This is a genomic window from Halobacillus sp. K22 (genome assembly GCF_052246795.1).
Classification (GTDB): Bacteria; Bacillota; Bacilli; order Bacillales; family Halobacillaceae; genus Halobacillus.
In genome coordinates this window covers 1-26319 of sequence record NZ_JBQQCN010000003.1, presented here as the reverse complement: position 1 = coordinate 26319, position 26319 = coordinate 1, and the positions used below count along the sequence as shown (strand labels likewise).

The 26319-nt window shown below is 38.8% G+C and carries 27 protein-coding genes; 1 reads left to right on the top strand and 26 read right to left on the bottom strand.

What is annotated here, in order from left to right; translation table 11 throughout:
- Positions 1-5: 5 nt before the first annotated feature.
- The 18 genes from ACTWPM_RS03220 to ACTWPM_RS03135 form a co-directional block, all read right to left on the bottom strand.
- Positions 6-1052 carry a glycosyltransferase family 2 protein gene (locus tag ACTWPM_RS03220; RefSeq protein ID WP_443131637.1) on the bottom strand — a complete coding sequence of 349 codons (1047 nt, stop codon included), beginning with the start codon at positions 1050-1052 and terminating at the stop codon, positions 6-8.
- A 15-nt stretch (positions 1053-1067) separates the two neighbouring features.
- On the bottom strand, positions 1068-2246 hold the full coding sequence (locus ACTWPM_RS03215; protein WP_443131636.1) for a glycosyltransferase: 1179 nt from the start codon (positions 2244-2246) through the stop codon (positions 1068-1070).
- Entirely contained in the window at positions 2218-3366 is a 1149-nt protein-coding gene (locus ACTWPM_RS03210; RefSeq protein WP_443131635.1) for a glycosyltransferase family 1 protein, read from the bottom strand. Before ACTWPM_RS03210 ends, ACTWPM_RS03215 begins: the two co-directional genes overlap by 29 nt.
- 23 nt (positions 3367-3389) lie before the next feature.
- Positions 3390-3719, bottom strand: coding sequence for a helix-turn-helix domain-containing protein (locus ACTWPM_RS03205; protein WP_443131634.1), 330 nt, complete (start codon positions 3717-3719; stop codon positions 3390-3392).
- A gap of 43 nt (positions 3720-3762) precedes the next feature.
- Complete coding sequence (locus ACTWPM_RS03200) at positions 3763-4932, bottom strand: aminotransferase class I/II-fold pyridoxal phosphate-dependent enzyme (protein WP_443131633.1); 1170 nt, start codon at positions 4930-4932, stop codon at positions 3763-3765.
- Between the two features lie 15 nt (positions 4933-4947).
- Positions 4948-5580, bottom strand: coding sequence for an acetyltransferase (locus ACTWPM_RS03195; RefSeq protein ID WP_443131632.1), 633 nt, complete (start codon positions 5578-5580; stop codon positions 4948-4950).
- Positions 5581-6180, bottom strand: a complete 600-nt coding sequence (locus tag ACTWPM_RS03190; RefSeq protein ID WP_443131631.1) for a sugar transferase — start codon at positions 6178-6180, stop codon at positions 5581-5583.
- A gap of 7 nt (positions 6181-6187) precedes the next feature.
- Positions 6188-6349, bottom strand: coding sequence for a hypothetical protein (locus ACTWPM_RS03185; RefSeq protein WP_443131630.1), 162 nt, complete (start codon positions 6347-6349; stop codon positions 6188-6190).
- The gene (gene galE, locus ACTWPM_RS03180; protein ID WP_443131629.1) at positions 6342-7439 is read right to left on the bottom strand and encodes a UDP-glucose 4-epimerase GalE; all 1098 of its coding nucleotides are present in this window, start codon (positions 7437-7439) and stop codon (positions 6342-6344) included. Before galE ends, ACTWPM_RS03185 begins: the two co-directional genes overlap by 8 nt.
- A 21-nt stretch (positions 7440-7460) precedes the next feature.
- Entirely contained in the window at positions 7461-8531 is a 1071-nt protein-coding gene (locus ACTWPM_RS03175) for an EpsG family protein (protein ID WP_443131628.1), read from the bottom strand.
- A 28-nt stretch (positions 8532-8559) separates the two neighbouring features.
- Positions 8560-9450: a glycosyltransferase family 2 protein gene (locus ACTWPM_RS03170; protein ID WP_443131627.1), complete on the bottom strand. Its 891-nt coding sequence runs from the start codon at positions 9448-9450 to the stop codon at positions 8560-8562.
- On the bottom strand, positions 9447-10568 hold the full coding sequence (locus ACTWPM_RS03165; protein ID WP_443131626.1) for a glycosyltransferase family 1 protein: 1122 nt from the start codon (positions 10566-10568) through the stop codon (positions 9447-9449). The genes ACTWPM_RS03170 and ACTWPM_RS03165 overlap by 4 nt, the downstream gene beginning before the upstream one ends.
- Complete coding sequence (locus ACTWPM_RS03160) at positions 10553-11704, bottom strand: glycosyltransferase family 4 protein (protein WP_443131625.1); 1152 nt, start codon at positions 11702-11704, stop codon at positions 10553-10555. The genes ACTWPM_RS03165 and ACTWPM_RS03160 overlap by 16 nt, the downstream gene beginning before the upstream one ends.
- An 18-nt stretch (positions 11705-11722) precedes the next feature.
- Positions 11723-13555: a polysaccharide biosynthesis protein gene (locus ACTWPM_RS03155; protein WP_443131624.1), complete on the bottom strand. Its 1833-nt coding sequence runs from the start codon at positions 13553-13555 to the stop codon at positions 11723-11725.
- A gap of 279 nt (positions 13556-13834) precedes the next feature.
- Complete coding sequence (locus ACTWPM_RS03150; protein ID WP_443131623.1) at positions 13835-14506, bottom strand: CpsD/CapB family tyrosine-protein kinase; 672 nt, start codon at positions 14504-14506, stop codon at positions 13835-13837.
- Positions 14478-15218, bottom strand: a complete 741-nt coding sequence (locus ACTWPM_RS03145; RefSeq protein ID WP_443131622.1) for a YveK family protein — start codon at positions 15216-15218, stop codon at positions 14478-14480. Before ACTWPM_RS03145 ends, ACTWPM_RS03150 begins: the two co-directional genes overlap by 29 nt.
- A 239-nt stretch (positions 15219-15457) precedes the next feature.
- Positions 15458-16060 (bottom strand): hypothetical protein, encoded by a 603-nt coding sequence (locus ACTWPM_RS03140; protein ID WP_443131621.1) that lies wholly within the window; start codon positions 16058-16060, stop codon positions 15458-15460.
- 55 nt (positions 16061-16115) lie between these two features.
- Complete coding sequence (locus ACTWPM_RS03135) at positions 16116-16265, bottom strand: paeninodin family lasso peptide (protein ID WP_443131620.1); 150 nt, start codon at positions 16263-16265, stop codon at positions 16116-16118.
- 310 nt (positions 16266-16575) lie between these two features.
- Here ACTWPM_RS03135 and ACTWPM_RS03130 point away from each other — a divergent pair, with 310 nt between their 5' ends.
- Positions 16576-17571 carry a metallophosphoesterase gene (locus ACTWPM_RS03130; RefSeq protein WP_443131619.1) on the top strand — a complete coding sequence of 332 codons (996 nt, stop codon included), beginning with the start codon at positions 16576-16578 and terminating at the stop codon, positions 17569-17571.
- Between the two features lie 245 nt (positions 17572-17816).
- Here ACTWPM_RS03130 and ACTWPM_RS03125 read toward each other — a convergent pair whose 3' ends face one another.
- The 8 genes from ACTWPM_RS03125 to ACTWPM_RS03090 form a co-directional block, all read right to left on the bottom strand.
- Positions 17817-18332 carry a pyridoxamine 5'-phosphate oxidase family protein gene (locus ACTWPM_RS03125; RefSeq protein WP_443123484.1) on the bottom strand — a complete coding sequence of 172 codons (516 nt, stop codon included), beginning with the start codon at positions 18330-18332 and terminating at the stop codon, positions 17817-17819.
- Between the two features lie 222 nt (positions 18333-18554).
- Positions 18555-19295 carry a cytidylyltransferase domain-containing protein gene (locus ACTWPM_RS03120; protein ID WP_443131618.1) on the bottom strand — a complete coding sequence of 247 codons (741 nt, stop codon included), beginning with the start codon at positions 19293-19295 and terminating at the stop codon, positions 18555-18557.
- A gap of 15 nt (positions 19296-19310) precedes the next feature.
- Positions 19311-20360, bottom strand: a complete 1050-nt coding sequence (gene pseI, locus ACTWPM_RS03115) for a pseudaminic acid synthase (protein WP_443131617.1) — start codon at positions 20358-20360, stop codon at positions 19311-19313.
- Position 20361: 1 nt separating this feature from the next.
- The gene (pseH, locus tag ACTWPM_RS03110) at positions 20362-20895 is read right to left on the bottom strand and encodes a UDP-4-amino-4,6-dideoxy-N-acetyl-beta-L-altrosamine N-acetyltransferase (RefSeq protein ID WP_443131616.1); all 534 of its coding nucleotides are present in this window, start codon (positions 20893-20895) and stop codon (positions 20362-20364) included.
- Positions 20888-21931, bottom strand: a complete 1044-nt coding sequence (gene pseG / locus ACTWPM_RS03105; protein ID WP_443131615.1) for a UDP-2,4-diacetamido-2,4,6-trideoxy-beta-L-altropyranose hydrolase — start codon at positions 21929-21931, stop codon at positions 20888-20890. Before pseG ends, pseH begins: the two co-directional genes overlap by 8 nt.
- Positions 21931-23088, bottom strand: a complete 1158-nt coding sequence (pseC, locus tag ACTWPM_RS03100) for a UDP-4-amino-4,6-dideoxy-N-acetyl-beta-L-altrosamine transaminase (RefSeq protein ID WP_443131849.1) — start codon at positions 23086-23088, stop codon at positions 21931-21933. The genes pseG and pseC overlap by 1 nt, the downstream gene beginning before the upstream one ends.
- 63 nt (positions 23089-23151) lie before the next feature.
- Positions 23152-24093 (bottom strand): dTDP-glucose 4,6-dehydratase, encoded by a 942-nt coding sequence (locus ACTWPM_RS03095; RefSeq protein WP_443131614.1) that lies wholly within the window; start codon positions 24091-24093, stop codon positions 23152-23154.
- Positions 24094-24142: 49 nt separating this feature from the next.
- Positions 24143-25735 carry a hypothetical protein gene (locus ACTWPM_RS03090; RefSeq protein ID WP_443131613.1) on the bottom strand — a complete coding sequence of 531 codons (1593 nt, stop codon included), beginning with the start codon at positions 25733-25735 and terminating at the stop codon, positions 24143-24145.
- Positions 25736-26319: the final 584 nt, after the last annotated feature.

The following is a 26319-nucleotide window of genomic DNA, read 5'->3' as shown; positions in this document are numbered from 1 at the left end:
CCACACTATCCCTTCAATTTAATTAAGGTTATTTTTTCTAGTCTATGCTGTTTCTCAAAAATTTTAATTTTTCTACTATATTTCTTAACTCCGAGATAAAGAATATTCAAATGTGGATTTGTTTTAAATAAACGCAGCTGACAATTCAACTGCTTCTCTTTAATCGTTGCTTTGTTAAACTCCCTATATCTTTCCGTTACATACTCTTCTATTTCTTTACGGTATCTATGACCTTGATCGATCTTTCTACTAAGTAATATAAGATTATAATGAATAAGGGCTGTTTCTAAGAGTACTTTGTATGAATCATTCTTTAAGAAAGGATAATGTATTTCTACAAAAGCGTGTCTTTCTTTCAATCCTTGCAGAATATCCAAGTTTTTCTCCGAGTAAGTAGCGACAATACTGTTTTCTCGTTGCAAATAATTGTATAAAGGAGACTGGATCACAATAAACAGCTTAACTCTATGCATGACTTGATGAGCCCAAAATACGTCCTCAAACAGAACTCCTTTTTTAAATGGTATATCCTTGATCAAGGTAGTTTTATAAAGCTTTCCCCAGGCAAAATTCTTTACTGTTTCGTTTTTTATTAGCTCCCTCATGAGCGTTTCATTATCAAGAATAAGAATGTCACCATTTTTGGAATAATACCTTTGATCAAAGAGCAGATAAGATTCATGGGCATAATAAAAAGCGGATTGTATGACATCCGCTTTGAAGGCCTTGCTATGATAGACCATCTTCTCAATTGCCTCTAGTTCCAACCAATCATCGCTGTCCACAAACATGGTGTACTCACCGGTTACATGTAACATTCCATAGTTTCTTGCGTCGGATAAACCGCCATTTTCCTTATGGTAAGCTTTCACTCTCGAATCGCGCCTCTCATATTCATCAGCAATATCACCACATTTATCTGGCGATCCATCATCCACTAATATAACTTCAATATTTGTATAGGTTTGCTGGAGAATACTCTTTATACACCGGTGGATATATTTTTCCACTTTGTAAATTGGAACAACTATACTAACTTTCTCTGCATCCACCTGACTCCCTCCCTTCTATACCAACTCATATAATTTGTTCAGTTCTTCAGGATTGCTAAAATCCTTTTTCTCACAGTGTGATGATAATTGATTTCTAGTCGATGGATGTAAGTACAATTTTTCTATTCCATCAGCGATCCCTTCCGAAGATTTCTCACAAATGATTCCGTCCACCTTATCATTCACTTGGCTTCTCGACGTCGGATATTTAGTAATTAGGACAGGTTTACTTAAAATCTGCGCTTCAGTTACTGTTACAGCCTTTCCTTCATATCGGGAAGGCTGTACATATAGATCAGATGCTTTGATAAAGGGATAGGGATTGATTTTCTTTCCTAGAAGAATAAAATCATCTTCTAATTCATGTTCTTGGATAAGCTTCCTCAATTCTTCTTCGTCTCCCCCATACCCGACTACATACCAGGCGATATCTTTATAGCCTCGTTCTTTCAGGTGTTTTAATGCCAAAATTGCTTGATCGATTCCCTTTGCATAGGAAAGCCTTGCCACGGTAACCAGTTTGAAGCGTTCATCCATTTTCATTGGATTCTCAATTTGCTCTTCAGCCAATTCTTTAACAAGATCCGGAGAGGTTATATTCTCAATAACTTCAACTTTTGAGATAAGAGAAGGGTACTTCTTTATAAAAGTCTTTTTACAATCCTCAGAAACAGCTACGATATGATCAAAATGGTTCCACATTTCGATATCCAATTTCTCATCCGTATCAACAGTTGAAAAGTCAGTGTGGATCCAGGCTACTTTAGTTTTTGCTTTCACTTTCTCTGCTACGAAGTAATGAGGCCACAGATAGCTGATGGCTACATCATAGGTCTTTTCGAATTTCGGAAGATAAGGTATCAATAATTTCCATATATATTGCATTTGCTTATATCCGTTTTCTTCTGATTGGTGTCGTCTTGCCTGACATTTAGCTAGAAGTCTCATCAAGCCAATCAGAAAATGTCCACTTTTCATCGTCTGAAGGATGGACATTCGAAAGGTTTTATATGGCTTCATTTCATTTACTAGATGAGGAGAGGAGGGAAGTAAATCCATAAAGTCGCCGGTATGACTATATAGCATGAGATCTACTTTATATTGGTCATAATCAAAGTTGTGCAAAAGGCTGATTAAACTTCTTTCCACGCCACCTACTTCCATATCATACGAAGCGATCAATACGTCTTTCATACAACTTCCCACCTGTCGGTTTGTAAATCTTCATTATTTTATGAACGGCTTGCGGAACACTATATTCATGATTCTCGAATCGATCCTGAATTTTCTCCTTGCTCTCTTCTTTCTGTCCAACTTGTTCCATGATTTTTTCTGCCCATAAATCAGGACCGGAATGTAATTCCAATTTCTTCATCAAGTCAAGGTTTAGATCAGCTTCTGGTTGAACCGCTTCGGAAACCACACATGGAAGTCCGGTTGCCTGAGCTTCAAGTAATACCAGACCTAACCCTTCATAAGTAGATGGAAAAACAAAAACGTCCATACAATGGAGAAGTGTAGGGATGTCTTGTCTAATTCCTAAAAATCGAATGTGATTTTCTAATTTATATTCTCTAGCTTTTGCTTCGATTTCCTTTTTTAAATCGCCGTCTCCCACTAAAAGCAATTGGATGTTATTATTTTTCTGAATGAGAACCTTCATAACATCTAAAAGAAAGTGATGGTTTTTTGCATCCACAAAACGCCCGACATGCCCGACCACCAGTTTGTTCTCAAGGTCTAATTCATCTTTCAGTGCTTTTACTTCATCATCGTGGACCTTCCAATAGTCTTGATAGTTGATAAGATTAGGAAAATATTTATATTTCGGGTGAGATGGAGCATTTTTACCGAATAGATATAAACCAGCCTTTTCGCTACAAGCTAAATAATGAGTTGAAAATATCCTGACTGCTCCTCTCATACAGAATAGATACATCTTCCGCATCAACGAATCACTTTTATCAAGGGTGGTATGGGCATGGGAAACTCTCGTTTTAATTCCCGCTAACCATGCAGCAAGATTAGAAATTCCGCAATGAAACAGGGTATGAGAATGGATGGCTTGATAAGGCCCATTTTTTTTGATGATTTGATAAAGTTCTTTGATGGAATAAGTATGTGAAAGGTGAAAAATTCTGCCTCCGAGACGCTTAATTTCCTCATCATAATGCGCCTCTTCTGGACTATAAGATATAAAGTCGAATTGAATCTGTTTCCGATCCATGTTTCTATACAAATTCATCAGCATGGTCTCTGTTCCTGCACGGTTCATCCCTCCCACCACCTGGAGGATGCGAATAGGTTTGGTCATTGAAGGTTCACTCCTTTCATTGGTTATTTATTCTGCTGCAAGTTCTGCCACCGGATGAACTCCATAATACTTTTATACTCTTGAATTTGATCCTTTTTCATCCCGGAAGACTGTAAATCATAGACGAATTCGATCCACTCTTTCTCGATAGGTAAGGAATAATTTTGGAGAGATTTACTCGAATTAAGAACTTCTTCGATATCAACATTTAAAGCTATGGATATTTTTCGGATCATTAATATAGAAGGATTTTGATTGATTTCTCTCTCGATATTGCTTAAGTAAGACTTGGATATACACGCCCGCTCAGCTAACTCTGATAACGATAGGTTCTTCCTTTTTCTGATTTTCATTATATTTTTTCCAATCATTATAAAAATCCCTTTTCATATAGAGTCATACGATTCTTTCTGTAACCTCAGCATGCTCAATTACATACCTTAAGCATTCTATGATTCTACTTTGGTCATTTTCCGTCAGGCTCGAACCAGATGGTAAACAAACACCGCGTGTGTACAAAAGATCTGAGATACTAGCTCCTTCTTGGTGTGAGTAATAGTTGTTGCCTCTGAATAAAGGTTGCAAATGCAGAGGTTTCCACACCGGACGAACTTCTATATTTTGTTTCACCATTTCACGGACAATTTGCAAGCTTGTTGTTCCAGCTAGTTCTTCATTAATGGTAAGAGCAGTCAGCCATCGATTACTTTCGGTATTTATTAACTCCGGAATACAACTGACTCCTGGAAGAAAAGAGAGTGGTTGCTGGTATCTATTAAAAATTTCTCTCCTCGCTTTAACCCTATCTACAATCACTTCCATTTGAGCTCGACCGATACCGGCAAGAATATTGCTCATTCTATAATTGAAACCAACTGTACTATGTTGATAATGAATCGCAGGGTCACGTGCTTGCGTAGCTAAAAACCTGGCGCGGTCCAAAGCTTCCAAGTCGTCTGACACCAATGCACCGCCTCCTGATGTTGTGATGATCTTGTTCCCGTTAAAAGAAAAAACTCCAAATTTGCCGATAGTTCCGGTCATTTGCTTTTGATAAGTGGATCCTAAGCTTTCAGCAGCATCTTCGATAACTGGAACACCATAAACCTCACTCAGTCCCATGATTTCATCCATTTTTGCAGGTTGCCCATACAGATGGACGACAATGATGGCCTTCGGTAAATTTCCTTTTTTCTTTGCTTCTATTAAGGCTCTTTCTAAGGCCTGGGGAGACATGTTCCAAGTATCTGGTTCTGAATCAAGAAAAACCGGCTCGGCTCCTTGATATATGATAGGGTTGGCACTTGCAACGAACGTCAAACTTGAACAAAATACTGTATCACCTTTTTTTACACCTAATAAAGAAAGAGCTAAGTGGATCGCGGCTGTTCCTGAACTGACAGCGACGGCTCCCTTAGCCCCAACATAATGAGCAATCTCTTGTTCAAATAAGTCAATGTTTCTCCCTACAGGAGCAATCCAATTTGAATCGAATGCTTCTTTAATATATTTCTGTTCATTTCCAGTCATGTGTGGCGGAGATAAAAAAATTTTGGAATCAGACATTTACACACATCCTCTTTAAATTACTGATGCTTTTGAAATGATCTTGGCAGGGCATCCAACTGCCGTTTGATTCGCCGCAATATTCTCAACCACCGTCGCTCCTGCTCCAATAATTGTCCAACTGCCAATTTTCAAGCCTGGTATAACAGTAGCAGAAGCACCTATGTTCACTCCTTCTTCTAAAACCACCTGACCAGTCAAAGTAGCCGCTGGAGACAAATGTGTAAAGTTCTCAACAAAGCAGTCGTGTTCTACCGTTGATCCGGTATTTAAAATACAGTGATCTCTTACAACTGCGTTTGCATTAACGACCACTTTCGGCATAATGACAGTTCCTCGTCCTATCCTAGCTGATGGGCTTACGATAGCTGATGGATGAATAACAGTGATAAACTGACTCGGATGGATCTGAAATTGCTTGACCAGCTTTTTTCGAACTCTATTATTTCCAATAGCTAAGATGATCCCTACATTTTCTCGATTCAAGTCAAAAATAGTATCGAGAGGTCCTACGAAGGTGTGCTGCCTTATTGTCTTTTTCTCATATTTATCATCCAGTAATCCTATTATCTTGTGCTTACCTTCAGCATGGATGATATCTTGAATGACTTTGCTGTGCCCTCCGTCCCCAATCAACAGCAATTCCATTTACATCACATCCTGTGATCCTTTAAATTTTTCCATGCTCACGTGGTTATCTTGGTGAATTCCTTCACCTTTTATTACTTTGGAGAAAGTTAAGAGTAAGATTTTTAAATCGAGCAGCAAAGTACGATTATTTACATACCAGGCATCCAATTTGAACTTTTCTTCCCAAGTAATGGCGTTCCTTCCATTGATTTGAGCCCAACCTGTTATTCCAGGTTTGACATCATTCCTCACTGATTGTTCTTCATTGTATAAAGGGAGATATTCCAGTAATAATGGTCTTGGTCCAACTAAACTCATATCCCCTTTCATTACATTAAGGAGCTGCGGAATCTCATCTAAAGAATACTTTCTTAAGAACTCACCAACCGCTGTCATCCTTTGTTCATCGGAAAGAAGATCACCTTGACCATCCTTACGGTCATTCATCGTCCGGAACTTATAAAGTTCAAAAGGCTTACCATTCAGACCAGGTCTTTTTTGTTTAAATAAGATAGGAGATCCCATTTTCAATTTCACTGTTAAACTAACAATCAGGAAAACACCCGCCAGTAAAAGAATCATAATAAAGGAAATAGCGAAATCTAACATTCTCTTCATTGTACGATTAACTCCTTTTATGAACGGACTGAATATTAGAAGAGAGTTTCTTTTTCATCTCGTGGATAATGTCGACTACGTCAAGTTCTTTCGATTCATGACTTCTATTGTAAACACTTAATAAAACATGATACACATGGGTCTGTGTCAATTCGTTTAGTTTATTCATTAAGAACCTTCTCCTGTTTATGAGTAACAAAAAACTTCGTCGGTTCTTTCTCCAACGAAGTTTGTTTCTCTGTTTCTATAGAAGTATAGCCTTCTGGATTTCTCCTTTGCCATCTCCATGTATCTTCACACATTTTATTGATTTCTCTTTCTGCTCTCCAGCCAAGCTCTTCAAAAGCCTTGCTCGTATCTGCAAAACATACAGGGATATCACCTGGACGCCTTCCTAAAATGGTATAGGAAATTTCACGTCCTGAAGCTTTTTCAAATGCTTTAACCATTTCTAAAACGCTATATCCTCGGCCTGTACCTAAGTTATAAGTATGAACTCCTTTTGAACTTTTCACCTTTTCCAATGCTTTAACATGACCTAGTGACAAATCAATCACATGAATATAGTCGCGCACCCCTGTTCCATCATGGGTCTGGTAATCATCACCATAAACCTTCAATTCACCTAACTTCCCGACGGCAACTTGAGAGATATATGGAAGTAAATTATTCGGTGTTCCTTGTGGCGCTTCTCCAATCTTCCCGCTCTCGTGAGCTCCTATCGGATTGAAGTATCTTAACAGTGCTATACTCCATTCAGGATCTGCAAAATGAATGTCTCTAAGAATTTCTTCAATCATATACTTCGTTCTTCCATAAGGGTTTGTCGTTTTTAATAACGAATTCTCCGGTATAGGTACTGTATCAGGTTCACCGTATACTGTAGCAGATGAACTGAATACCAGATTCTTTACACCATTTCTCTTCATCACTTCACATAAAAGGATGGTCCCAATAACGTTGTTGCTATAATACCAAAGAGGTTCAGAAACGGATTCCCCTACGGCTTTCAAGCCGGCAAAATGAATCACAGCAGTAATTTCATGCTCTGTGAAAATGCGTGCTAAACCATCTTCATCCAATATATCGATGGAATAAGTGTGAAAAGTCTTTCCTGTAATTTCTTTTACTCTTTTCAATGCTTCTGGATGACTATTGGAGAAATTATCTATCACTACAATATCATGACCAGCGTTCAACAGCTCCACGCAAGTGTGACTGCCAATATATCCGGCGCCACCTGTTACAAGAACGGTCATAAACAAACCTCCTAAAGATTATTACCAAGATAAATAGTCACTCCGATATTCTAAATTCAAGTTTATAACATTCTCAAAATAAAAATATCCGAAGTATAAGACAATAATGGCAAAATAAATAAGCTTTTCATCCCGTGGACGAAAAAGCTTAACTACCCATGTGATAAGGATTAATTGATATAAAGTAAAATAAATAGAGAATCTGGCGAATATCCAATTCTGTGTAGAAACGATCATAAAAACTAAACCAACTAAGGTTAAGTTAACGATATAATCACTCTTAGGGAAAATCTCCCTTAATTTATCCCTTCCGAGATATGCCAATAGGATCGGAGCGCCAAAAACAATCACCCTTAATAAACTAGCTCCTCCTTCAGTGAACTCTTCATATTCACCATACTGGGTATCTTCTATCGCATTGAACAATACTAGTGAAAATTGATCAAATCCAATAACTATAACAACGGATAATAACAATAAAGCAATTGTTGCTTTTGACCATGCTTTAAAACGTACAAGAAAGTAAATAGGCAGTAATACTAGCGCACTTTGATGAAATAAAGAGGCAAATAGAATGACCATTATATACCTCTTCACATTTCCATTCATAATGTACTTCAAAGCTGTGAAAGCTATCGCAGCAGCTAAAACTTGTCTAATACCATTCATAGATACGATAAACAAACCACCGGTAATATAAACGTATAAACTTAGTTCGAATAGTCTGGAATATTTGTAAAGCACTACTACAATTAGTGTGTTCGTAATAAGAGCAGTCGTGAATATCATGAGTTGTGGATCACTGGAGATGTTCTTAAGAATAGCTTGCAAAATTCCAAAACCAATATCTTTTTGTGATTGAATAAACTCCCATGTGAAGTCGTTTATTTCATAGATTCGTTTGTAAAAATACGTATCTCCTATATTTGACCGTAATCCAGATACGACAACCAGAGCAGCTAATGCTAATAATACAAAAAACTTGTTCGGCTTTGGCAGCATGACTGTCTTCGTTTGTATGTTCACTCCAGCAAATCTTGCACAATAAGATAAACTGAATACCAGCGCAAGGTTCATCCATAATTGAGCCATATTCATTTCCTTTCAAAAGGAACGACAATCAATAGGTGACATCCTTCGTTTTATTCGTTATATATAAATACAATAGAGTTCCGGGTAAGATAGCCAAATAAGTTAACCACTTTTTTGGTGATTCACTCATAAAACGCCAGTTTTTTTCCAGTAGACTACTAGATACATAATGGATCGATTGCCTGAATTGGAAGGTGGGACCAGTGAATGATAATTTCATAAGTTCTTTTCGATAAAAGGAAAAACCCTTTGGATTTCTTCGATATTGATTTAACATGTTCCTCGACGATCCGTCCTCTAAGTACTCGACACAACATAACACTTCATTCAACAAAAGCATTTCATACTGTTCATCAAGCTTGAAGTACTTGTACGCTAATCCAACATACTTTTCCCCATTAAATAATGGGTAAGGGTATTTTTTTGTAAGTTCTGTTCGATAAACTAGCTTCTTATCACCCTGGACCTTATATTTATGATATAGATTAAAAAGCGTAGAACGTTTGATATGGTCAGGAAGCTTTGTTCCTATAATCTTCTGGTCCGTATAAGAATCAAGACCAATCATTCCACCAACCGAGTGATTTCCATATTTCCTCCAAAATGATGTTATTTTTTCAACGGCATCCTCCGGCATATAATCGTCTGAATCGATACAAACATTTAATTCGGTCTGAATTAACTCATAAGCTGTATTGTGGGCGCCATGCATTCCTTGATTTTCTTGCTTTACATATTGAATATTTATAAATCCTTCCTTTACCCAACTTTTCACCAATTCTTCCGTATGATCGGAAGAACCATCGTCAATAATCAACCAAACAAAGTCTTGTGTGGTTTGCTTTTTTAAACTCTCATAGCATTTATCTAAGCAATAGGCTCGGTTATATGTCGGAGTGAACACAGTTAGGAGATTCAACTACCAACACCTCCCAGATGCAAATATTCCTGTTGAATGTGTTTAGCTGTATAATTAATGTTATACCCTTTACTATTTAACACTTCAGCAGGAATAGAGTGGCGAATGTAATTTGATGTAAGGTCGATTTCATTCACCCACCTGGAGAAGTTGTCAGGACCTATGGGTAATTTCTCAATTAACCCCACACCCATATCCACTTCATTGGAAATTCTGTCTGATATCACACATGGAATTCCAGCTCCCTGTGCTTCAATCAAAGTAACAGGTAAACCCTCATGAAAAGATGGAAATACGAATACATCCATCGCTTGAAGTAATTCATGGATGTCTGTTCGAACCCCTAACAATAAGACGTCGTCTTCAATATCTAACTCTCTCGTCTTTTCTATAATTTTTTCTTTTAATGCTCCATCACCCACCAGCATTAATTTGGCTTGAGAATTATTTTTTCGGTATTCAGCGAAAACCTCAAGTAGAAACATGTGATTTTTTTGAAGTGAGAATCTCCCTACGTGGCCAATAAGCAATGTATTTTTCTCAATTCGTAAAGAGGAGCGCACCTTTTCTCTTATAGAAGTCGTAAAGGTGAACTTTTTTTGTTCAATACCATTTTTTAGAATTTTTGTTGAATTCGCCTCTTTCTTAAAAAGCCAGTACGCTGCAGCTTTTGAACAGGCATAGAATTCATTCGCATTATCTGAAATTTGCTTCCCCGCATACCATTTATATAGTTTAGCACCTGTTCCCCCTTCACTGTTTGTATTATGACTATGCGCAATCCTTACCGGAATTTTCGCATGTTTCGCCGCCTTCAGCACAAAACCACTCATTTTATCCATGTGGGAATGGACGATTCGATAGTTCTGATTTTCCTGAAAGAATTTTTGTAAAGAAGTGATATATCCTTTATGGCCAATATCCGTTACATAAGGGATTCGGTGTATTCTTCCACCCAGACCTTTAATTTCTTCATCGAAAACGCCTTTCTTACATGTAAGAAAATCGAATTGAACCTTCGATCTGTCTATGTTGCGATAAAGGTTCATAATTAAGGTTTCCGCTCCGCCTCGATTCATATTAACCACCACATGCAAGACTCTCAATGGACTGCCCATAGATTCCGCTCACCTCCAGTCATATATGTTTGATAAACACGGCTATTTTGCTTGATCACTTTATTCGTACTATATTTATTCAAAATCATACTCCGTCCGTTTATACCGAGGTTTTCCTTCACATCTGCAAAATCGGCGATTGATTTCAGTTTTTTTGAAAATTCGGGGACATCATTTTTTGGTAAGACCCACCCATTTACATTATCTTTCACCAGTTCGCGATGCCCTCGATTATTAATGGCGACTACCGGGATCGAACAGGCCATGGCTTCCATGATATTGACAGGCAGTCCCTCTCTTAAGCTTGAAGCTGCTACAGCATCACACATCGCTACTAATTCTCTGGTATCATTCCTATACCCGAGGAACTCAACCATATGTGCAACCCCCAGTTTTTTGGTGAGTTCCTTACAATCATTCGAGGTCTCCCCTTCACCAGCTAATAATAACCGAGCTTGTGGAACATCTTTTTTCAATAAAGTTAATGCTTGAATAAGAAGCTTCTGATTCTTATTCTTATTGAACTCTGCCGCATAAAATAATAAAAAGTCATCCGGCTTATAGCCGTATGACTTTCTAGCTTCCATCTTCTCTTTAGTTGATAATGGCTTAAGTTCATCGGTGTCCACTCCTACACCATGAACGTGTTCGATATGTTTGGTTTTAAATCTCTTCTTAGCCAACTGATAATCTTCCTGATTGATGGTGATTAAACAATCCGTATAGGAAGCCAGCTTCCATTCAATCGGATAATACAATAACCAGTTGGATAGGGGGGACCCTTTGCAAAAATGAAACCCGTGAGCGGTATAGATTACTTTGGTCCCTTTTTTTCTGGCAGTCCGTGCTGCAAGCCGCGCCAGTGTTCCTCCCATAGGTGTATGGCAGTGAACAATTTGGTAATGGGTTTCATCCATTAAATGTCTTAAGGTTTTGTAGGCCTCTATATTTTTCTGGGCAAGTGGAGATCTCTGAATGGGAATATCGTATTTCACATCTACATAGGGCAGTTGGATATTTCCATTGGCCGCGACGTGAACCTCCCACCCTTCTTCCTTGAACCACTTCAAGTAAGGTAAGTGAAACAGTTGAAAATGGTAATCTACAGTGGCGCAAAATAAAACTTTATTAGTCATGGTATTCTTCCACCTTTATCAACTTGTAATTGAAACAGGAGATCCCGGTCGGGGCAACCTTTCGTTATTTGCTAAAATCAATAACTGTTCTCTTAACGTGGCTTTATCCAGGTGATGATAATTGTCTATAATTTCTTCAATATCATCCATGATCATATCCGTTGCTCTACCTAAATGGATTTTCGGATACACTTGCTCTTTTTCGATTTCTTCATCTTTAAGCAATTCTTCATATAACTTCTCCCCCGGACGAATTCCTGTAAATTCAACACCGATTTCTTCCATATTATGACCAGAAAGTTTGATTAAGTTTTGAGCAAGGTCAACGATCTTAACGGGTTCTCCCATATCAAGCACGAAAATTTCTCCCCCTTCGGTCAACGCACCGGCTTGAATAACAAGACTGGACGCTTCAGGGATGGTCATGAAAAAGCGAACCATATCAGGATGGGTGACTTTAACGGGCCCGCCATTTTCAATTTGCTTAGTAAAAATAGGAATGACACTTCCCCTGCTGCCAAGTACATTACCGAATCGTACTGCAACGAATTTAGTTTCACTCACTTTATTCATGTTTTGAATAATGATTTCGGCAAGTCGTTTGGTCGCTCCCATCACACTTGTAGGATTAACCGCCTTATCGGAGGAAATCATTACGAACCTTCCCGTGTTGCTCCAACTAGCAGCCTTTGCAACGTTGAAAGTGCCAATAACATTATTCTTCACAGCTTCTTCCGGATTACGTTCCATAAGAGGCACATGTTTATGCGCTGCAGCATGATAGACGACATCCGGATGATAGAAATTGAAGACATCTATCATTTTTTGATCATCTTGAATGTCAGCGATTTCTGTCCTAATATCAACGTTCATGTCTGCGTATGTTTCCCTTAATTCCATTTCAATGGCATGAATACTATTTTCTCCATGGCCAAGCAAAATTAACTGTCTAGGCTTAAATCTAACGATTTGCCTGGAAATCTCCGAGCCGATGGATCCACCTGCTCCTGTTACAAGAATGATTTGATTATGGACATAATCTGAAATCTGGTCGATGTCCAAGTCAACCGGGTCGCGACCTAATAAATCTTCAACTTTCACATCCCGAAATTGTGTCACAGAAACTTTTCCTGTTACCAGATCCTCTAACATTGGTAATATCTGCGTTTTAGCGTCTGTCTTCGCACATTCTTGAAAGATGTTCTGGATACCCTTTCGACTTAGCGAAGGAATCGCGATGATGATATTTTCAATATTGAGCTTCTCCACATACTTTTGAATTTGATCGACACCTGCTACAACGGGTATTCCGAAGATATCTAAGCGTTGTTTCCTAGGACTATCATCAATAAAAGCCACGGGCAATAAGTCTGTATCGTAATTATTTAGCAGCTGTCTTGCTACCATAGTTCCGGCTGCCCCCGCTCCTATGATCAACGTCCTTTTGTTCGTTTCGGACTGTATTAAATAATTGTCACGATATATTCTCCAAATGAAACGAGAACCACCTATTACTAGAAGGTTCATCATCCAAATGACCGCAATCGCTCTTGGGTACACCGTCTGAAAGAAAAGGAAATGCAAGCCGGCTGTAGTGAGCAAGGAGTAGGAGACGGTTTTTAATATAAGAATCAATTCCCCAATACTTGCATACTCCCAGGCTTTTCGATATAAGCTCAATCGGTATGCAAAGATCAGGTGACTGAGCAGGATAGCTGTAATGGTAATAACAACCGGTAACATTGCTAAATACAATTCAGAAGTAACCAACAAACGACTAAATAAAATTGAGCTAAGAATAATGCATGAATCAATGAATATGAATAAAGACAACCTTTGTCGATATGTCATACATTCGCTCCCTTCTTTAGTGCAAACTCTAGATGTAACAAATAATATGTAGGACTTTCAAAATTTTTAGGAAAAGGACCTCATAAATCCTACTCCTAAAAATTTTAAAAGAATGGGCATTCAACCCGCCCTCACGCCACACCACCGACGACTAGCGTCTAAGGTTATATTGATCAACATAACCCACAGCATGACCGAGTGCCTCCATTGATAATGGCGAGGAGACATCACCACGTTTTAACGAATTATTATTCTTTATTAAGAACGTAAGAGCATAAGTTATTTATTGTCATTTAATAAGAGACCAAGTACGTTGGCGTGAGCAAGATCCATAATTTTTTTTGATTCTTCCGCTTCCTCTACTTTCGTTTTGCCACGATTTAAAAGGATAAACACACCATCACAGAGGCTTGCCAATATTCGAGTTTCAGTGGACTTAAGTACAGGCGGAGTGTCGATCAGAACAAGGTCGTACGCTTCTCCAACTTCCTGAAGAAGATTTTCCATCCGATAGTCCCCCATGAGATCCGATGGATTTGGGGATATCGTGCCACTCGTCAATAAATTCAATTGAGAGATTCCAGTTTGGTCAATGGCTTCATTTAATTTAGAACTACCACTAATTACATTGGTCAATCCGATATTATTGGAGGCTTTAAATAATTGATGCAAGCTGGGATTTCGTAAGTTCGCATCGATCAAGAGAACTTTTTCCTTATTCTGAGCCATTGAAATAGCTAAGTTCGCAATCGCAGTGGATGTTCCCTCTTGTTTATTCGGCGAAGTAATGAGAAACACTTTACGCTTGTTTTGATCGGTTAAAAAGTGGATGTTAGTCCGTATGGTACGGAACTGTTCGGCAATTATGGAATTGGGGTTCGTGTAGGTGACTAATGGTTTCTTGTTTTTGTTCGTTAACTTCCTAATTTTGCTTAATACCAACAGATTCACTCCTTACTTCCATATTTTCTGATCCTTTTTTTGCTTTTTTAGTCACCGAGTTCCGACGATTCATATACGAAATTTCACCAAGAACAGGGAGGTTAAGTATATCCTCAATTTCTCTCCTTGATTTAACAGCTCCATCAATTGAATCCAATAAGTAAGCAAGCCCAATAGCTGTGATTAGTCCGAAAAGAAACCCGATAAATATTGGCCGGTTTTGATTTGTAGTGATTGAAACAGGATTGACACTTGCTTGTGATAGAAGCTGAACTTGCTCATAATTCAGGATCTCGACAATTTTGCTTTTATACACGCTGGCTGTCGTGTTTGCTATCTGAGCAGCTCGTTCAGGATTGGTATCCGTGACAGAAATTAAAACAACTTGTGATTCATCGATCCTGGAAACTTCAATCCGGTTAGCCAGCCCTTCAGGGGAGCCATCTAATCCCAGCTTACTTTGAACTTCACTCATGATGATTGGGTCTTTAATCATGACCATTAAAGTATTCATGTCTTGTTCACCAGATCCGAGAATAATTCTCTTTGACGTTTGGTAAAGCGACGTGCTATTCATTTGGCTGTAAGCATACCCAAATGTAGTCGTTACAAGGGTAATGATTAAAATAAGCCAAAAGCGATCTCTTAATACGTCAAAATACTCCTTGATATTGATATCTTTGGACATATGATCATCGTAAATCAATGTTTTCTTTCTCATGAGATCCACCTTTTCTTATATAAGTACATTAGTGCTATATAACGAACGTACGAACAAAAAAATATTTCCTTAATTTGTGAGCTGATATTACTATATAGTTTAGTTCTATATAAAGAACGTGTCAATACTATACAACAAAAAACGTGAACTTTATTTTACAAAGTATTATTTAAACTTAATATAATACCTATAATTATCTAATTTATGGCAGATTTATTCATCGAAAATAGAGAACATGTTCATTCTCTTCTTTTGATCCAGAAGGCTCTTAATAATCGAAACAAACCTCTTTTTCTTCCCCGCGCAGCTTTCATTCCTTCAAACTCCTGATCATGACGTTGGATAAGGTCTTCCACCTTAATAGAAATGGGAACAAGCTTTGTACTGTGTTCCATCAAAGGTTCCCCTAAAACCTCCATTTGAAGTCCAAAGTTTATTTTCAGCATTCGATAAAATTTTTCTTCTATAAAGGCTAGATAGTAGATAGGTTTGTATTCAGACATATGCTCATAGAGGACTTGAATGAATTGATCAAAATATCCTCTCCTTTGATATTTTTCTTTGATACATAATTTATCTACTTCCCAAACCTTTCCTCCCTGTTTGGCTATATCATAAAATCTTGAAAAGTCACAGGATTTCCCTTCAATTGTGCTAGTGGGGCTATTGGGTAGGAAAGGGATAAATTCTATGGTACCGATGGTTTCGTTTTTATTCATAAGATTATAACGAACCCCATTGCTGGCATAAGGATCGTTGTACCAGCGATTCTTATGACAAAAATACTCCCAGGTCCGTTCAAAATTTTTTTGATGTTTTTTTGTTGTGACTAGCTGAAACACAGTAATACCCTCCCTCTATGGCATTCTCTATAGAGAAAAAACAGGCGATAGCTCTTCAGCTATCGCCTACTCCACCTACTGGCCAACAATCTTCATCATGGTCGTGGTCATCTTTATGGTCACCATCCCAGCCCCAGTGGCCGCCCTTCATCGTCTGAGTTACATGAAGCGTTTCTAATGTCGGTTGCTTCCATTCCTTTTTCATTGATTGCCTCCTTTTATTAAAGGGATTACCAACTAAAATTTCGTTATAAAGAACAATTTAATAATAGCAAGAAAGTACAAAAGATGTCAATTTATATTAGTTACTTATTTAACTAACCCCCGAGCAACCGGAAGTGGTAATCACTTAATCCTGCTTAAACGATAAGTTTGGCTTTTTACCACTTTTAAATTTTACCAACCTCTGCCGCGCCTCCCTGCTGTATAATAATTTCCCTGTGAAGCTACACTAAATTCAAAGGACAAGTAATCAACATGATTTAATAAAATTCACATTTTAAAGGGGGACAGCTATGGAGCATATCCTTAAAAAAATACTGGTCGCCACCCTATTTGCAAGCTTTCTTATGATTATCATTTTCCAGGTAACAATCGCTTCTGGTGACACGTCCACGTCTTCCATATCGGTTAACAGTAAAATCGAGAAAGACTCACCCTATGATTACACTTTCGTGTGGATGTCAGACACCCAGTATTATTCAAAAAACTATCCTCATATATACAAAAATATGGTTGATTGGATTGCTGCAAACAGAGACTATATTAACATTCCTTACGTCTTTCATACCGGCGATATCGTAAATGAATGGAATAATGAAGAACAGTGGCAGTACGCTGATATGTACATGAAAATTCTAGAAAAAGCTAAAATTATTTATGGAATTTTAGCCGGTAACCATGATCTCGACCTAAATAGTCCCAGTAAATATATACAGTTTTCAAAGTATTTTGGAAATCATCGTTTTGAGAAGCAGTCATCATACGGCGGGTCGTATAAAGATAATCAAGGCCATTATGATTTAATCAGCGAGAACGGGGATGATTATATTATGGTTTACATGGGCTGGGGAATTTCGAAGGACGAAATCGACTGGGTAAACCGTGTGTTGGCCAAATATCCTAATCATATCGCTTTTCTCAGTTTTCACGATTATTTATTAGCTTCTGGAAAGCACAGCCCGATCGGTGAGAAAATATTTGAAAACGTTGTAGAACCCAATAAAAACGTTGTAGCTACCTTGAGCGGGCACTACTATGGCAGTAAAACACGCATTGATGAAATTGATGATAATGACGATGGTAAACCAGATAGGAAGGTATATCAAATGATGGCCAATTATCAAAGTGGGCCAGAAGGCGGACAAGGCTACATGCGATTGTTGAATGTTAAATCAAACGAAAATAAAATTTATGTCAACACATATTCACCCTATTTAAACACTTATAAATATGATGATGCCAAATCGAACCCTGTAAAAGAGGAGTTTGTCATCGAGCTTCCAAAATGAAGTAAAGAAGAACTTCTTCCCGGCTTACTGCACTGAACACTTTCATTTTAGATGTGGCTGTGCTAATCCGACACCAAAACAATAGCGAAATAAAACCAAAAATTAACCCCACCTTAGTTCTAAGGAACTCTGGTAGGGTTTAATAATTTTAAGTGAATATCTTTTCTAGTATCATCATCTTAAAGTTGTTCACTTGCTTGATTACAAATTATAAAGTAAATCATCAGAATATGCTTAGTAAGAAGTTATCTCGACTTTTCATCGAAGTGAACAGTATCTTTCAATTCGTTTTCTTCTTCTATCGAATTACTGCTGGCCATCTTTTTCACAAATTCTTTAACGGTCTTGACATTCAAGCCGGATTCCCAGTATTCAGCAATTTCAGGCTTCACTTTCACCAGGATAACATTCGGATCATCAGCTGAAGCGTTCAGCACTTTTTCGACAATCTTATTCCAGTATTCTTTTTTCTTATCTTCATCCTGAACGAATTCAGCCGTCCCGCTGATCGATACATAGGAACTTCCGGAATAGGCCAGGTTAACGGCTGAATTGCGGCCAATATCCCTATATTTTTCTGTATCTTTTTCAGTAATAAACCAAAATTCTTCCTTGTCCAATTTTACTTCCTGGGTGTGCATGGGCCGGGACATAAGTTTGCCCTCAGGGGATATCGTTGTCAGCATTGCCACTTTCTCATCTTTAATCAAGTCTTTAATTTTCTTAAGGGCTTCCTGGTTTTCTGAGTTTTGATCAGCCATTTCCACTTACCTCCTTCTAATAATTAGCTGTAGAACCTTACTTTTTCTAGCCTCTATAACATTTATTTCATCCTTTTCCCGAATGACCCTATGATTACACTTTTCAATAACTATCCCTGCTTCATTTCAACTTGCCACTCTCATAAGCCAGCTACCACACCATCATGACTACAAAAAAGCCGATAAGCTCCCTAGCTTCGGCTTCTTGATCAAAATAATATTTTAATTAGTCCCATCTTCTTTTTGTTTCACTTTTTCATTAATTCGTAACCATTCCTGGTTTCTTTCTAATAAGTCCAATACATCTTCCATCGAAAACTTAGGCTTTGAAGGATAAAGTGTGCTCAGTATTTTTTCGATCAATGCGAAATCCTCCATTGTATCTACTGTCCATCGGTGCTTACTTTCATCACGATGGTACACGAATTGTCCCACAGCAGAGCTGTCGATCCTTTTGATCATAAAGGGAGTGACGTGTTCCAGATCATGGGGCATATTGGCATTCATAAAAGCGTCCTGGAGCAGCTGATAGGAAAAAACTTCTGTATCCATCCCCCTGGGATAGGATCTTTTTCTCGTGTTGGAAACATACAGGAACTTAGGGTAATTCTTTAGAAATAAGGAAATTCCCCCGTCTATGACCTCAGGATCAATAAGAGGGCAGTCCGCCGTTAGACGCACAATCACTTCTCCTTTATAAAAAGAACTCGTTTCATAATACCTCCCAAGTACATCTTTTTCTGAGCCGCGGAACGTATCCACATTCAATTTTTGACACAGATCAATAATAAGATCGTCAGCCTTCAAACTTGAAGTACTTACAACCAATTGATCAATGTTCTTCGCCCGCTTCATTCTCTCTATTTGATATTCAAGTAATGACTTTCCGTTTACTTGCTTCAGGATCTTCCCAGGGAGTCGAGTTGATCCCATTCTTGCTTGCACAATAGCCAGCACTTTCATAGATTCACCTCTTTACTATCCAATAAAATCCCAGGACATCGGCGTACCTCTTTTCACCTCAGCATTTACTTTCTTTCCGAGCAACAATTCGTAGTACTTTGGAGGCAAACCAAAACCTGGCCGAATGGTACGCAAGTTATCTTTGGTAAGTGAATCGCCTGCTTTCAGATCTTCGGTGATGTATAACGACCTCCGAAACTTGCCTGATTCTTTTTCGCTTTCCGTTGGTCCATATTGTATATGTCCAATTGATTGCCAGGCTCGTGTCGTCTCTTCTACCAGCTCTTTCATCTCAGATGGTTCTAATGAAAATTGGGCATCCACACCCCCATCTTTCCTCGCCAATGTAAAATGTTTTTCAACGACCGTAGCTCCTAAGGCCACACTCGCAACGGCTACCCCCGTCCCGAGCGTATGATCAGATAATCCGACTTGGCATTGGAATAAGTCCCGCATGTGGGGAATCGTAGAAATATTAGAATACTCAGGGCTTGCGGGATAACTACTCGTGCATTTAAGCAGCACAAGCTCTTGCCCTCCCGCTTGTTTAAATGTTTCTACCATTTCAGATATTTCACCGACTGTTGCCATTCCTGTCGATATAATGACAGGTTTTCCGGTTTTTGCTACTTTACGGATTAATGGTAAATCCGTGTTTTCAAAGGACGCGATTTTATACATAGGAACATTTAAACCTTCCAGAAAGTCCACGGACGATTCGTCGAATGGTGTACTGAAACCAATCACACCAAGTTTACGGCATCTAGTGAAGATTTCCTCATGCCACTCCCAAGGTGTGTAGGCTTCTTTATATAAATGATAAAGATTCTTTCCTTTCCATAGACTCCCGGAATCAGTAATCAGAAAATCCTGCCCCTTGTGATCTAAAGTCATCGTTTCAGCCGTGTATGTTTGGATTTTCAATGCATGAGCACCTGCACTAGCCGCTTTTTCAACAATTGCAAGTGCCCGGTCAAGAGACTGGTTATGATTACCCGACATTTCAGCAATGATAAAAGGGGGAGATCCAGGTCCAATTTTCCTGTTTCCAACTCTTATTTCCATATCACAGCCTCCCAGCCAGAATTTCACGGTGCTTGATCCATTCGTCTCTAAACAACCCCATTGGGATAACGTCGATGAGCAGCTTCTTCCTTTTTAGCTGTTGGAGAAGACGACCCTCTTGTTTAAACCCTAGCTTTTCATGATAACGGAGACTAACCTGATTGGTATCAAGCACTTCCGCACACACTTTCCTGATTGGAAAAGTTCCGAAAATAAAGTCGAGCGCTAATATACCCATGATGGTCCCGGAACCCTTAGGCGCATCTTTATCTCCAATATAAAAACCCCACTTACACGTTTCATTTTCCTGATCAATACCTGTGAACCGGACGACACCAAGAGGACGACCCTGGTGTATGAAAATTTTGGAAACGGCGGATGGATTGGACTGTTCCTTTTCATACCAAGCCAGATGGTCTTCCCAGGGAATTATTTGATTGTTATACATGTGCTTCCTGATATGTTCGGCATTTCTCCACTGCCATACTAGCGGTAAATCAGCCTTTTCCATACTCCGTAACTGAAAATCATACATGATGTTCTCCACCCATCATGTATTTGGAAACCCCGTAAGGTTGATGATCTTTCCAAATCTCATTCATAGATTGCCAAACCCCCATGATATATGGTTTGTCATCTAAGACTTTTTTCAGTTGAATGAAAATATCCTTATCACTGACCGCGATGCTATGTCCTAAATAAACGATCGCTCCTTTTTCCTGTAAAAAGGTTATGATTTCTTTTTGGTTCGAGGCTGTTTCTATAACAAGTGAAGGAAGACGCATATAAAACCGCTCCCACACCGTACTTCCGCCAGCCCCTATGGCAAGGTCAGCAGCTGCCATGAGCTTTGCCATTTCTTTTGTTTGAATATGAACCTTAGTCCATGTCTTCTCCTGACAGTAGTCGCAAATTTCCTCTACATGTGGACTGGATTTCCCAATTACAACGTCCACGTTCGGTTTTTGATCTAGCATCTCTATAGCTCTAAGTACTTTCAACGTTTCATTTGTCGGGTCGCTTCCTCCAAATGAAACAAGGATCCGTTCAATTCTTCCATCCCACTCTTCTTTCTTAGATGTTGATAAAAATTCTTCTCTTAAAAGTGTGTGGGAGGGACCCAAGAATAGCGTCGCACTCTCAGGAACAAGCCCATCATACCTAAGGTTCATGTTTTGATACAAGTTTTGGTCAAGGAGCAAATCGCAATCATGGTGGCGATCAGCCAAATCATCAATCACCATGACCTTATGAACAAAAGGACGGACTATCTTCTCCCACTGCACATCAAGACCATAATGGTCCACCACAAGCCAATCTATCTCTGATTGTTTTTCCAATATCTGTATGACCTGGTCTTCCTCATATTTCCAAGCATCCGATCCACCTGAAATTTCATAGACGTGATAGCCTTGCTTTTTAATGTGGTCGATCATGTCCCCAGGATTCTTACGGCATATAAAAAAGGACGCTGCCCCTAACGTTCGAAGTTCATTCGCAAGTGTGAGACACCTCATGACGTGTCCTGTGCCCACATCGGATGAGGCGTCTACTCTGAAAGCAATTTTCATCAAACACCACCAGCGTTATTCACATAATAAGCTATGACTTTTTTTACAGCTTTGACAACATCCTGAACATCATCGGGACTCATTCCTGAATATAAAGGTAGACTTAGGATCTGTTCATATACGTGTTCCGCAACCGGACATAATCCCTTGGTGTACCCTCGCTCTTTATAATAGGGTTGGGTATGCACAGGGATGTAATGGACGTTTACACCAATATTCTCTGCGCGAAGCGCATCAAAAATTTCTTTTCTTAAACCTTTTAATGGTCCATCCAAGCGAATCACGTATAGATGGTAAGAAGATACCGTATCGGCAAGCTGCTCCTGAATTCCAAGGTAATTCAAAGCTGCAAACGCCTCATTATAATCCTTCACATACTTCCGACGTTTCGCTACAAAACGGTCCAGCTTCTTCAATTGGCTGCTCCCTAAAGCTGCCTGAATATCGGTCATTCGGTAGTTATAACCTAAAAATTGCATTTCATATTCCCAGGGATGGCGCTTCTCTAAAAGCTTCTCAAGATCTCGGGTAATACCGTGTGTTCGGAACATCATTAACTTCTCGTAATAATCACGGTTGTTTGTTGCAATGACGCCCCCTTCACCTGTTGTAATGTGCTTAACAGGATGAAAGCTGAACATTGTCATATCGCTATAAGAACCTACTTTTTTTCCTTTATATTCAGCTCCAATAGCATGCGCGGCATCTTCAATAATGACCAATCCGTATTTGTCTGCAATCGCTTGAATCTTTTCATAATCTGCCGGCTGACCTGAGTAATCCACAGGAATGATCGCTTTCGTTCTTCGAGTCACCTGCGACTCAATTGAAACAGGGTCGATGTTGTATGTGTGTGGATCTACATCAGCGAACACCGGTCTTCCACCTGTATACCACACACAATTTGCACTGGCGACAAAAGTCAATGGAGTCGTAATCACCTCATCTCCTTTGCCGATTCCTGCCGCAAAACATGCAGCGTGTAAAGCGGCAGTACCATTGGAAAAGGCGACAGCATGCGCCGCTCCTACATAATCAGCCACCCCTTTTTCGAATTCCCTGATAGCCGGCCCCGTGGTGATATAATCACTTTTCAAAGTTTCGACGACTTTTTGAATATCCTGGTCATCGATCGCCTGTTTTCCATAAGGAAGCATGGAATCACGTACGGGGGTTCCCCCAAAAATGGCTAGCTTTTCTCCCACGTTTTTAAGCCCCTTTTAAATTAATCTCGTATTGGCGATCCACTCTTCCGTTTTTTGAATCCCTTCTGATAAGGAAATCGCAGGTTCCCACCCAAGCAAACGTTTCGCCTTGCTGTAGTCACAAAGCAATTTAGGAATTTCACTTTGCGGATGTATGTGCTCCACATGCCTAACATGACTGGGGTCGCTTGCAATCATTTCAGCCAGCTCGTTTATAGAAATATCACGGCCTAACCCGGCATTCACAATTTCTCCATTTACTTCGTCCCTGTAGCCAGCCTGCACCACAAAACTTGCGCAATCCTCTACATACAAGAGATCTCGCGTCTGCGTTCCATCTCCATATATTTGCAATGGAAGTTCATTTAACTTATTTTTAATAAAGATCGCAACAACTCCACCTTCTCCCCCAGTCTTTTGGAACGGTCCATACGTATTGAATGGACGAACCACCGTTACAGGAAGTCCATAGGCGTAATAATAGGATAAAACCATATTTTCAGCGGCAATTTTTGCCCCTGCATAAGGGGATGCAGGCTTGATCGGATCTTTTTCCGTAATCCCTTTCTCATCCGCACGGTCATACACCATGCACGTGCTCATGAACACCATTTTGACGTTGCGCTTACGGCATTGTTCCAGCAAATAAAAAGTACCGACTGTATCATTATTAAAAGTGGTTTCTGGATCATCAATACTATCCTGAACATTGATGCTGGCTGCGAGGTGATAACACAAATCAATCCCAGGATAAAAAAGATTCTCTACCGTCTTTTGATCCTTGATATCTCCATGAATAAATGCTTTGAAATTTTTATACACCAGCAGTTCTTCAATGTTTTTAATACTTCCGTTCGATAAGTCATCTAGCACCCACACATTGTGATGTTCCTCTAATAAGAGCTTCACTACCCAGCGACCGATGAAACCAGCGCCTCCTGTTACCAGAATATTCATAAGCCCACTCTCCCTTTATATTCACCATATATATTTGGCGCTGAGAATATTATGAGGTTAACCTTCGTATTAACTTCATGAGTCGTACATGAGAAAGCTTTCCACCAGGATAAGCGTATGCTAGAAATTCCCTTTTTATTTCCGAATATTTTTTATGGCTTTTCTTAGATTTGATGTACTCGTTAACTGTCGCAGATAAAGTGGCAGGATTAGTATGGAACAAATCCTTTAACCCATCATAGTAGCCAACATAGCCTGGGATTTGTTCATTCATAATGAAAACAGGTTTTCCGGCGATCATAGCCTCAAGAGCTACCGTAGAACAATAGGATACAACTACATCAGAGGCCTTTATAAGATCATAAAGGCGGACGTGTCTTGAAGAGAATGTAAATGGATGGGATTGAGTTAATGAGTGTGGCTTAGTGGTAAAGTCGCGGATAATTATATTTGCTTCCTTTTTAAAAGGGATATGATCAAGAAAAGTTTTCCACATACCAAGTTGGTTATTTCCTCTTACGACCATCAAAATATTCTTTTTATTAGGCTGCAACCCTAACGCCTTTATCATATCTGCCTTTTTCATGGATGGTGGTCTGTTTAAGAAATCAAACCGGGGATGGCCTATGATACTCAGTCCATTTTCATCAATCCCCTTTGACTTAAACCAATCCACTTCAAACTGACCATATACCCCATCAACGTCAGCGATCTTAGGTAAATATCCAAACTCACTCGAGATGATACCGTGCTGCATGCATATGGTAGGGATCCCTTTTTCCGCTGCCACCATGACTAAGGTTCTACTTTCAGGGTAGTGCGTAGATGGAACAATGACTGCAGATACATCCTCCTGTGCAAAAAGACCGTTACACTCTTCAATTCGACTTATTATTTTGCTAATTTGCGCGAAAAATCGTTTTTTAAATATTTTGTCATGATATACGTGGTTCCTTGGAAAAGTATTTATGATCCGGGTTGCTTTAATCTGCATACGTTTAATAGTAGATTGATCAAAGGACGGAAGATAAGAGTTGAAAGTCTTACGATGGCTCGCATGATTGGTATTACTATTAACTAAAGTCGAGCGACTTCTTGCTTTAACTTTCACCTTAATACCATTAGACACTTTGATTTTTTGTTTCTTTCTTTGTTTCTGTGGCCTGCTTATTTCTTTACTTCGTTTATATCTCGATTTACTTTTTTTATTTCTTTGTTTAATTTTCTTTTTATTTTCCTGTTTGTTTTTTGGTTTGCTTTTTGGCTTACTTTTCGTGGACTCTGTTAAAAACAAGCTATTATCCTTTGTAAAAAGATTTCTCTTTATTTGTATAGGGAAACGCAAAAGGTTATAAACATCATGTATAACGACTTTGCCTGTTGTTTTAACCTTTCTTTCATTTTTATGAGCATTTATAAAGTCATTAAACTTTTCTTGTACTTCCTTTGAATCATAAACTTTTACTTTTAAGCTTTTAAAAAAATTTTTATTATGAAGTTTCGCTACTAATCTTTTATTACTTCTAACCAAGCTTGCATAATGACATAGGTAAGGTATTGAATAACCCTTATATTCTAAATCCTGAAAATCTTCAAGGAAGTTCACGTACACAGACCAGTAATTTTGTTCATAAATATTCATTAAATTTACCTTTCCTTGTTCAAGTTTTAACTCTAATAAGCTTATATTTTTTTAGTTCATGCTTTCGTTATCGGAGTCCTTTCCTCGAGAGTCATAGCGAGTTTCCTCTTAATTATTTATATCAAGGGGACCAGCGCATGATGGAAACACCTAAAGTGAAGTTTCCTTTTCCGCACATGTAAATATTGCAGATAATGATTCAACACGGATAGGGCCATATCAATGAAATCCAATACTCCAATAATTAACAGTTTTTCCTGTAATAAATTCATCCCTACTAAAACTGACTAAGCCTATAAATACCTCAAACACATAAGTCTGATTAATACAATATTCATAAATGGAAAGCTCGGTGAAAATAATTGTTATAAGCCTGGGGAGCGCAACGTAACCCATTAAAATGGCTTGCCGCTTAATAACGAAAAGAGATTTTTCATTATTAAGCTAAAGGGCCGGTTAGTTGAAGACTCGATTTCGAGATAAATGGATCCGTTAATCAAATGGTGAGAAGGGCTGGTGGGGAAATAACTCGTCTTGTTCCATCACCCAGACACTCGAGACATAAGCCGTTCATCAACGGCTGG

Excerpts from the sequence above, each read along its gene's own strand:
- ACTWPM_RS03215 (WP_443131636.1), bottom strand. The coding sequence starts at position 2,246 with ATGAAAGACGTATTGATCGCTTCGTATGATATGGAAGTAGGTGGCGTG.
- ACTWPM_RS03210 (WP_443131635.1), bottom strand. The coding sequence starts at position 3,366 with ATGACCAAACCTATTCGCATCCTCCAGGTGGTGGGAGGGATGAACCGT.
- ACTWPM_RS03205 (WP_443131634.1), bottom strand. The coding sequence starts at position 3,719 with ATGAAAATCAGAAAAAGGAAGAACCTATCGTTATCAGAGTTAGCTGAG.
- ACTWPM_RS03200 (WP_443131633.1), bottom strand. The coding sequence starts at position 4,932 with ATGTCTGATTCCAAAATTTTTTTATCTCCGCCACACATGACTGGAAAT.
- ACTWPM_RS03195 (WP_443131632.1), bottom strand. The coding sequence starts at position 5,580 with ATGGAATTGCTGTTGATTGGGGACGGAGGGCACAGCAAAGTCATTCAA.
- ACTWPM_RS03190 (WP_443131631.1), bottom strand. The coding sequence starts at position 6,180 with ATGAAGAGAATGTTAGATTTCGCTATTTCCTTTATTATGATTCTTTTA.
- ACTWPM_RS03185 (WP_443131630.1), bottom strand. The coding sequence starts at position 6,349 with ATGAATAAACTAAACGAATTGACACAGACCCATGTGTATCATGTTTTA.
- galE (WP_443131629.1), bottom strand. The coding sequence starts at position 7,439 with ATGACCGTTCTTGTAACAGGTGGCGCCGGATATATTGGCAGTCACACT.
- ACTWPM_RS03175 (WP_443131628.1), bottom strand. The coding sequence starts at position 8,531 with ATGGCTCAATTATGGATGAACCTTGCGCTGGTATTCAGTTTATCTTAT.
- ACTWPM_RS03165 (WP_443131626.1), bottom strand. The coding sequence starts at position 10,568 with ATGGGCAGTCCATTGAGAGTCTTGCATGTGGTGGTTAATATGAATCGA.
- ACTWPM_RS03160 (WP_443131625.1), bottom strand. The coding sequence starts at position 11,704 with ATGACTAATAAAGTTTTATTTTGCGCCACTGTAGATTACCATTTTCAA.
- ACTWPM_RS03155 (WP_443131624.1), bottom strand. The coding sequence starts at position 13,555 with ATGACATATCGACAAAGGTTGTCTTTATTCATATTCATTGATTCATGC.
- ACTWPM_RS03145 (WP_443131622.1), bottom strand. The coding sequence starts at position 15,218 with ATGAGAAAGAAAACATTGATTTACGATGATCATATGTCCAAAGATATC.
- ACTWPM_RS03135 (WP_443131620.1), bottom strand. The coding sequence starts at position 16,265 with ATGAAAAAGGAATGGAAGCAACCGACATTAGAAACGCTTCATGTAACT.
- ACTWPM_RS03130 (WP_443131619.1), top strand. The coding sequence starts at position 16,576 with ATGGAGCATATCCTTAAAAAAATACTGGTCGCCACCCTATTTGCAAGC.
- ACTWPM_RS03125 (WP_443123484.1), bottom strand. The coding sequence starts at position 18,332 with ATGGCTGATCAAAACTCAGAAAACCAGGAAGCCCTTAAGAAAATTAAA.
- ACTWPM_RS03120 (WP_443131618.1), bottom strand. The coding sequence starts at position 19,295 with ATGAAAGTGCTGGCTATTGTGCAAGCAAGAATGGGATCAACTCGACTC.
- pseI (WP_443131617.1), bottom strand. The coding sequence starts at position 20,360 with ATGGAAATAAGAGTTGGAAACAGGAAAATTGGACCTGGATCTCCCCCT.
- pseH (WP_443131616.1), bottom strand. The coding sequence starts at position 20,895 with ATGTATGATTTTCAGTTACGGAGTATGGAAAAGGCTGATTTACCGCTA.
- pseG (WP_443131615.1), bottom strand. The coding sequence starts at position 21,931 with ATGAAAATTGCTTTCAGAGTAGACGCCTCATCCGATGTGGGCACAGGA.
- pseC (WP_443131849.1), bottom strand. The coding sequence starts at position 23,088 with ATGCTTCCTTATGGAAAACAGGCGATCGATGACCAGGATATTCAAAAA.
- ACTWPM_RS03095 (WP_443131614.1), bottom strand. The coding sequence starts at position 24,093 with ATGAATATTCTGGTAACAGGAGGCGCTGGTTTCATCGGTCGCTGGGTA.
- ACTWPM_RS03090 (WP_443131613.1), bottom strand. The coding sequence starts at position 25,735 with ATGAATATTTATGAACAAAATTACTGGTCTGTGTACGTGAACTTCCTT.